The sequence below is a fragment of the Catenulispora pinisilvae genome (assembly GCF_015356865.1).
Lineage (GTDB): Bacteria > Actinomycetota > Actinomycetes > Streptomycetales > Catenulisporaceae > Catenulispora > Catenulispora pinisilvae.
In genome coordinates, this window is the sequence record NZ_JAAFZA010000356.1 from 1 (window position 1) to 7,847 (window position 7,847).

A 7,847-nucleotide genomic window follows, 5' to 3' on the forward strand; every position below is an offset into this window, starting at 1 on the left:
CCACCCAAGTCAGGGTCATGAACTTCACCCCCTAACCGGACGAATCCGGCGCGCAGGTACCGCTTCCGCCCCGCGAAGACCTAGTGTCGTACCTGTGCTGGAGCAGATGAGGATTCGCGGCCTCGGCGTGATCGAGGACGCGGTGTTGGAGCTGTCGCCCGGGTTCACGGCGGTCACCGGCGAGACCGGCGCGGGCAAGACGATGGTGGTCACCGGCCTCGGACTGCTGTTCGGAGGCCGGTCGGACTCCGCGTTGGTCCGTCCCGGTGCCGAGCGGGCCTCGGTTGAGGGCCGCCTGGTTGTGGACCCCAAGAGTGCCGCTGGGGTGGCCGCGGCGGAGGCTGGTGCCGAGTTCGAGCCCGTCGGGAAGGACAAGGCGGAGCTCATCATCTCCCGTTCGGTGTCCAGTGAGGGCCGCTCCCGGGCCAGCCTCGGTGGTGCCGCGGTCCCGATCGGGGTGCTCGGCGGTCTGGCTGACGACCTGGTCGCGATGCATGGCCAGTCCGCGCAGCAGTCTTTGTTGCAGCCGGCCCGCCAGCGTCAGGCCCTGGACCGCTACGCCGGTCCCGCCGTGGCCGAGCCGCTGGCCGAGTACAAGGCCTGCTTCGACCGCCTGAAGAAGATCCAGGCCACCCTGGAGGAGCTGACCACCCGGGCCCGCGAGCGCGCGCAGGAAGCCGAGCTGCTGCGCTTCGGGCTGGCCGAGGTGGAGCGGCTGGAGCCGGTCGAGGGTGAGGACGCCGAACTGGGTGCCGAGGCCGAGCGCCTCGGGCACGCCGACACCCTGCGCACCGCCTCCGGTGGCGCCCACATGGCGCTGGCCGGCAGCCCTGACGACCCCGCGTCCATCAACGCCCTGTCGCTGGTGTCGGAGGCCGCCCGCTCGCTGGAGGGCGCCCGCAACCACGACCCGGCGCTGGCCGAGGTCGCGCAGCGGCTCGACGAGGCGTCGTTCCTGCTCGCCGACGTGTCCACCGAGCTGGCCGCCTACGCCGACTCGATCGAGGCCGACCCGCGGCGGCTGGCTGACGTGCAGCAGCGCATCAGCGACCTCAACAGCCTGATGCGCAAGTACGGCCCGAAGCTGTCCGACGTCCTGGCCTGGTCCTCCGAGGGTGCGTTGCGCCTGGCCGAGCTCGAAGGCGACGACGACCGGATCGCCGCGCTCACCGAGGAGCGCACCGAGGCGCGCGCCGAGCTGGCCGGGCACGCGGCGCGGGTCTCGGCGGGCCGCGCGCAGGCCGCCGACAAGTTCGCGGCCGCGGTCACCACGGAGCTGGCCGAGCTGGCGATGCCGCACGCCCGCATCGAGGTGCCGGTGACACAGAAGGAAGTCGCCGACGGCCTGGACGTGGACGGCCGCACGGTGGCCTTCGGCCCGACCGGTATCGACGACGTCGAGCTCCGGCTGGCCCCGCATCCCGGCGCGCCGTTCCTGCCGATCGCCAAGGGCGCCTCCGGTGGTGAGCTCTCGCGCGTGATGCTCGCCGTCGAGGTGGTCTTCGCCGGCTCCGACCCGGTGCCCACCTTCGTCTTCGACGAGGTGGACGCCGGGGTCGGCGGCAAGGCGGCGGTCGAGGTCGGCCGCCGGCTGGCCAGGCTGGCCCGCTCGGCGCAGGTCGTGGTGGTCACGCACCTGCCGCAGGTGGCCGCGTTCGCCGACCGCCAGCTGGTGGTCCGCAAGGCCAACGACGGCCTGGTCACCCGCTCCGGCGTGGTCGTGCTCGACGACGCCGAGCGCCGCCGGGAGCTGGCCCGCATGCTCGCCGGGCTCGAGGAGTCGGAGCTGGGGCAGGCGCACGCCGACGAGCTGTTGCAGGCCGCGGCGGCGGATCGGCAGCGCGGGTAGGGGTGTAGAAGGCTCTTGTGGTCTTCGGGGGTTCGGGGCGGCGCTGGGGTTTTCGCAGTCGGCCGGGCTCAGCCGACCTGGCCGGTGGGCCGGGCTCAGCCGGCCTGGCCGGTCGGCCGCACCACGAGCTGGTTGACGTCCACGCCTTCCGGCTGGTTGACGGCGAACAGGATCGCGTTCGCGATCTGCTCCGGCGTCAGCGCCGGGGCGGCCTGCGGCGTCCCGCCGCGCTCGTCCCAGAACGGCGTGTCGACCACGCCCGGGGCGACCAGCGTGACCCCGACCCGGTCCTTGGCCACCAGCAGCCGGACGTTCTCGACCAGCGCGTGCACCGCCCACTTGGTGACCGAGTACAGGTTGCCCGGCGTGTTCCGGATGCCGGCGACCGACCCGACGACCACGATCCGGCCCTTGGACGCCCGCAGATGCGGCAGCGTCTCCCGCACCAGCAGCGCCGGGCCGAGGACGTTGGTCAGCACCATGGCGCGCATCGCCTGCGGGTCGTGGTCTTCCAGCGTGCCGGGCAGCGAGAACCCGGCGTTCGCGATCACCGTGTCCAGCCGGCCCCAGGTGTCCACGACCTGCCGCACGGTGGCGGCGACGTCGGTCTCCTCGCTGGCGTCGCCGGGGATCGTCAGCAACTGGTCGCCGGCCCCGGCCGAGGCGGCGAACGCGGCCAGCCGGTCGGCGTCGCGGCCGGTGACCGCCACCCGGTGCCCCTGCTTGAGCAGGGCCAGGGCGGTGGCCGCCCCGATGCCGCTGGAACCGCCGGTGATCAGCGTGACGGGTTCCATGGGTCTGCCTCCTCATCGCCGGCGGCGCGCCGGGCTGTGGATCAACGGGTGCGGATCAACGGGGTGTGGATCAATGTGAGAATACTGCCGTGGCAGTGATCCGAGTGGTGGTGGCCGACGACCAGGCGGCGGTGCGCGACGGGCTGGTCGCGCTGCTGTCCGTGACCCCCGGGGTGGAGGTCGTGGGGGAGGCCGCGGACGGTGCGGCGGCGGTGGCGGCGGCCGAGACGCTGCGGCCGGACGTGGTGCTGATGGACCTGCGCATGCCCGGCATGGACGGGGTCGAGGCGACCCGGCAGATCGGGCAGAGCGTGCCGGGGGTGCGGATCGTGGTGCTCACCACGCACGCCGACGACGCCTCGATCCTCAAAGCCCTGCGGGCCGGCGCCACCGGCTACCTGACCAAGGAGTCCGGGCGCGCCGAGATCGCCCGCGCGATCGAGGCCGCGGCTTCCGGGCAGTCGGTGCTGGACGACGGGGTCGCCGCCACGCTGCTGGCCGCGGCCGTCGACGTCCCGCCGTCGGTCGACCTCACCCCGCGCGAGGCCGAGGTGCTGACCCTGATCGCCCGCGGCAAGTCCAACACCGAGATCGCCGAGGAGTTGTTCGTCTCCGCCGCGACGGTGAAGACCCATATCAACAACCTGTTCGCGAAGATCGGTGTTCGCGACCGGGTCCAGGCCGTGCGCTATGCGCTGCGGCACGGCTTGGACTGAGGCGGGCTAAGCCGAGTCGGGTCAGAGTCGGGAGTCGGGGTCGGTAGTCGGGTCGAGCCAAGGCGAGTCGGGTCGAGCCAAGGCGAGCCGAGCCGCACTGAGCCCAACCACCTCAAGCGAAGATATCCGCCCCCGCCGCCGCGATCGGCACCACAGCGGCCACCCGGAACCCGCCCGCCGCCGTCGGCTCGGCCTCCACCGAACCGCCGACCAGCCCGACCCGCTCGCGCAGCCCCACCAGGCCCCAGCCGCCGCCGGTGTTCGTCAGCGGCGCGGAGGGCGCGTGCGAGGCCGCGTTCTCGATCGTCAGCGTGATGGTGTCCGCGCCGACCGCCAGCCGCACCTCGACCGCCGCGCCCGGCGCGTGCTTGCGGGCGTTCGTCAGCGCCTCCTGCGTCACGCGTTGCAGCGTCTGTGCCGTCTCCACCGCCAACTCCGGCACCGGGCCGCCCACCACCGCGAACGAGGCCGGCCAGCTGGTGTCCTCGGCGTAGTCGGCGGTCAGCGCGGCCAGCGTCTCCTGCGGCGGCTTGACGTCCTCGCGCAGCGCCGCCACCGCGCGCCGGACCTCGGACAGGCCGTCGCGGGCCAGGCGGCGGGCCCGGATGACCATGGTGTGCGCCCGGTCCAGGTCCGAGCCGTCGGACAGCAGCGCGTCCGCGGCCTCCAGCTGGATCGCCAGGCCGGACAGCGAGTGCGCCAGCACGTCGTGCACGTCGCGGGCGATCCGGCCGCGCTCGGCCAGCGCGGCGGCGTGCGCCTGCTCGGTGTTGGCACGGCGGGTCATCACCAGCAGGTCCTGGGCCCGTTGCAGGGCCAGGCGGCGGGAGCGGCGGGCGTCGCCGAACACGTAGCCGCCGACCGCCACGGCGATGACCCACGGGAACCCGTTGCCGTCGCCGGCGACCACCGCGCTGATCGCGCCGGCCGCGATCGCCGCGGCTCCGATGTAGAGCGACGCCACGCGCGGTTCGGCGAGGGCCTGCAAGTAGAGCAGGCTGACGAAGACGTACATCAGCCCGGACGGCACGACCAGGCCCGAGCCGGCCAGCGCCGCCCCGGAGACGGCGAACAGCGCGATGGCCGGAAGCAGCACCCGCACCCGGTGGACCGGCGAGAGCGCCCATATGACGCCGGTGATCGCGGCGATCCCGCCGAGCACCCAGGCGGCCGGGTGGCGCGACTGCACGACCCCGAACGTCATCGAGCCGATGGCGAGCAGCCGCATCGCCACGGCGGAGGCCGGCCAGCGCTCGGTCCACCGCCGCAGGTCGGGGAAGTCGTCTTCGGCGCCGGGCATGATGAGGCCAGTGTGCCCGGCCGCCGGGGCGCCGAGCACGTCGGGCACGCCGAACCGGCGCATCGTGGTGGTCCGGCTCGCGATCCAGGGGCCGAGGGCGGCCAGGGCCGCCCGGATCCCGAGCAAGGTCGCGCCGACCGTGGTGGTCACCGCGGCGATCACGGTGCTCTGTCCCGTCGCCGGGCCCGCGCTCACGACCGGGCCAGGACCGGGATCCCGCTGGCGTGCGCCCGCGGCAGCACGACCAGCGACTCGGCGGCCAGCGACAGCCCGAACATCAGCATGATCGAGGCGGTCATCGCCGACTTCCCGGCTCCGGCGTGGACCGCCACCGCCTCCAGAGCGAACCGGGCGGCGATGGAGCCGACCCAGAGCAGCAGCGTGATCGGGCGGTAGCGGGCCCAGACCACGCCGTCGCGCTCGTAGAGCCGGATCGTGCAGCCGCGCAGCAGGCCGATCCCGACCGACACCGCGCCCTGCACGCCTAGCCACACCTGGTCGGTGTGGGTCAGGGTGCCGCCGCTCTTGTGCAGGATGAACCAGCCGTAGACAGCCAGGGCGCCCGGCATCAGGATCGAGCGGCGGGTGTCGACCGGGCGGCCGGTCATCCGCTTGCCGATCACCAGCGCGGCGACCAGGACGATGAGGGCGATCTGCAGGATGTTCATGTCTTCGACGGTAGGCAGCGGGCCGCTTTTGCAGATCGGAGCGGGGGTGGAGTCCAGGGTGGAGATTGCGCGGCAGGGCCGGTGGAGGCGCTGCGGCCTCGACGGGCCCGCCGAGCCTGGCGTCCCATCCGCCTCGTGCCGCCCACCGGCCAATCCCTTACCGCCGCCGGGGGCGGACGTGCGACGATGAGCGCCAGAGATGACCCACCTGCCGCACCGTCCCCGACGCCAGGCCCGCCAGCCAGACTTGCCGGGCCTGTCCGGCGTGGCCCGGGTGGACCGCCGGACCAAGGACCTGACCAAGCGGCTGCGGGCCGGCGAGATCGCCCTGATCGACCACGTCGACCTGGACGGCCCGGCCGCCGAGGCGCTGCTGGCGTGCAAGCCGGCGGCGGTGGTGAACGCCGCCAAGTCGCTGTCCGGCCGCTACCCGGCGATGGGCCTGGAGATCCTGCTCACCGCCGGCATCCCGGTGGTCGACGAGGTGGGGCCGGCGGTGCTGGAGCGGATCGCCGAGGGCGACATGGTGCGCCTGGACGGCAACGTGGTGCTGTGCGGCAGCACCCCGGTCGCGGTCGGCAAGGCGGTGGAACTGGCTGAGGTGGTCGAGGCGCTGGCCGAGGCCCGCTCCACGGTCTCCGAGCAGATCGAGGCGTTCACCAGGAACACCATGGAGTACCTGCGGGCCGAGCGGGACCTGCTGTTCGACGGCGTCGGCGTCCCGGACATCGCCACCGAACTGGACGGCCGGCACGTGCTGATGGTGGTCCGCGGCACGCACCACAAGGAAGACCTCGCGGTGCTGCGCCCCTACATCCGCGAGTACCGGCCGGTCTGCATAGGGGTGGACGGCGGCGCGGACGCGCTGCTGGAGACCGGGCACAAGCCGGACATCATCGTCGGCGACATGGACTCGGTCTCCGACGAGGCGCTGGGCTGCGGCGCGGAGCTGATCGTGCACGCCTATCCGGACGGAACCGCCCCCGGCCTGGACCGCGTCACCTCTTTGGGGCTGCCGTGCGCGCTGTTCCCGGCGGCCGGCACCAGTGAGGACGTGGCGATGCTGCTGGCCGACGACAAGGGCGCGACGCTGATCGTGGCCGTGGGCGGCCACAGCAACCTGGTGGAGTTCCTGGAGAAGGGGCGCGGCGGGATGGCCTCCACCTTCCTGACCCGCTTGCGCGTGGGTGGCAAACTGGTGGACGCCAAGGGCGTGTCGCGGCTGTACCGCAGCCGGATCTCCAACGCGTCGCTGGCCGCGCTGGTCCTGGCCGCGCTCACCACCGTCATCGCCACACTGCTGGTCTCACCGGCCGGGAAGGGATATCTGACCGTGCTCGGCTCGCTGTGGGACGACTTCGTGTTCTGGCTGCGAGGGGTCTTCTCGTGACCGCGGGACAAAGCCGCTCCGGCTTCCGGCCGCGAGGACTGCTCACTTGATCGACTTCCGCTACCACGTCGTCTCCATCGTCGCGGTCTTCCTCGCCCTCACCGTCGGTCTGGTCATCGGCTCCTCCTACCTGAGCAAGGTCGCCTACGACGAGCTGAACAACCAGCTCAGCTCCCTGCGCGGGCAGAACCAGGCGCTGCACGGCACCCAGAACGAACTCAGCGCCCAGGTCCGCGACCGGGACAGCCTGATCGCCGCGCTCGGCCCGGACGCCGTGTCCGGCAAGCTCATCGGCCACTCGGTCGCCGTGGTGATGCTCCCCGGCGCCGACGGGTCCAGCGGCGACGCCCTGTCCGACCTGCTCGGCAAGGCCGGGGCCCAGGTCACCGACGAGGTCACGCTCAAGTCCTCGCTGCTGGACCCGGACCAGGGCGGCAAGCTCGCGGCGGCCGCCGCGAAGCTCCCGGCGGCCGAGCGCGGGGGAGCGCAGCTGCCGGCCCCGTCCTCCTCGGCGACCTCCGCGACCCCGCCCTCGGTCATCGCCCTGGCCGACATCGCCGGCGCGGTGGTGCACCGGATACCGGCCAACAACTCCGGCGTCGGCGAGCAGGCGATAACGGACCAGGCGTCCCAGGACGTGCTGACCGCCTACAGCAACGCCGGCTACATCGACGTGAAGTCGGCCAGCGCCACCTCGGCGGACCTGGTGGTGGTCATGGCCCCGCCGGCCCCGTCCTCCGGCTCCTCGGCCAACGACGCCGCCGACGCCCTCTACCTGGGCTTCCTCAAGGACCTCACCGGCGGCGGCCGCTCCCTGGGCGCGGTCCTGGCCGGACCGGCCTCCTCGGCGGAGTCGCCGGGCCTGCTGGCCGCCGCGCTGAAGGACAGCTGGGTCTCCAAGAACGTCTCCACCGCCGACACCGCCGACCAGGCCTCCGGCCGCATCATCACGGTGTTCGCCCTCGCCGAGGCCGCCGGTGGCAAGACCGGGCACTACGGACTGACCGGCACGGCCGACGGGCCGCTGCCGGATCTGCACTAGGACCAGGCGGGCTGGCCGCGGTATGAGGAGGGGATCGGCTCGGGTGAGTGGAGTTCGGGCGCGGGGGAGAAGTCTCGGCTTGCTGGGG

7 protein-coding genes are annotated in these 7,847 nt (G+C 73.2%); 4 read left to right on the plus strand and 3 right to left on the minus strand.

Annotated elements, in window-relative coordinates; genetic code table 11:
* Nucleotides 1-106: 106 nt before the first annotated feature.
* Complete coding sequence (recN, locus tag IZR01_RS46365; RefSeq protein ID WP_194927550.1) at nt 107-1,849, plus strand: DNA repair protein RecN; 1,743 nt, start codon at nt 107-109, stop codon at nt 1,847-1,849.
* Nucleotides 1,850-1,944: 95 nt separating this feature from the next.
* On the opposite strand, the gene IZR01_RS46370 is transcribed toward recN, so the two are convergent.
* Nucleotides 1,945-2,643: an SDR family oxidoreductase gene (locus IZR01_RS46370; RefSeq protein WP_194927551.1), complete on the minus strand. Its 699-nt coding sequence runs from the start codon at nt 2,641-2,643 to the stop codon at nt 1,945-1,947.
* Between the two features lie 95 nt (nt 2,644-2,738).
* Between IZR01_RS46370 and IZR01_RS46375 the strand changes: the two genes are divergently transcribed.
* On the plus strand, nt 2,739-3,359 hold the full coding sequence (locus tag IZR01_RS46375) for a response regulator (RefSeq protein WP_369125444.1): 621 nt from the start codon (nt 2,739-2,741) through the stop codon (nt 3,357-3,359).
* A gap of 112 nt (nt 3,360-3,471) precedes the next feature.
* Here the strand turns inward: IZR01_RS46375 and IZR01_RS53895 are convergent, their stop codons facing one another.
* Both IZR01_RS53895 and IZR01_RS46385 read right to left on the minus strand, forming a co-directional pair.
* Nucleotides 3,472-4,854 (minus strand): sensor histidine kinase, encoded by a 1,383-nt coding sequence (locus tag IZR01_RS53895; RefSeq protein WP_194927552.1) that lies wholly within the window; start codon nt 4,852-4,854, stop codon nt 3,472-3,474.
* A complete protein-coding gene (locus tag IZR01_RS46385; RefSeq protein WP_194899525.1) occupies nt 4,851-5,327 on the minus strand; it encodes a hypothetical protein in 477 nt (158 codons plus the stop codon). The genes IZR01_RS53895 and IZR01_RS46385 overlap by 4 nt, the downstream gene beginning before the upstream one ends.
* Nucleotides 5,328-5,526: 199 nt before the next feature.
* Here IZR01_RS46385 and steA point away from each other — a divergent pair, with 199 nt between their 5' ends.
* Entirely contained in the window at nt 5,527-6,717 is a 1,191-nt protein-coding gene (steA, locus tag IZR01_RS46390; RefSeq protein ID WP_194927553.1) for a putative cytokinetic ring protein SteA, read from the plus strand.
* 46 nt (nt 6,718-6,763) lie between these two features.
* Nucleotides 6,764-7,759 (plus strand): copper transporter, encoded by a 996-nt coding sequence (locus tag IZR01_RS46395; protein ID WP_194899523.1) that lies wholly within the window; start codon nt 6,764-6,766, stop codon nt 7,757-7,759.
* Nucleotides 7,760-7,847 lie beyond the last annotated feature (88 nt).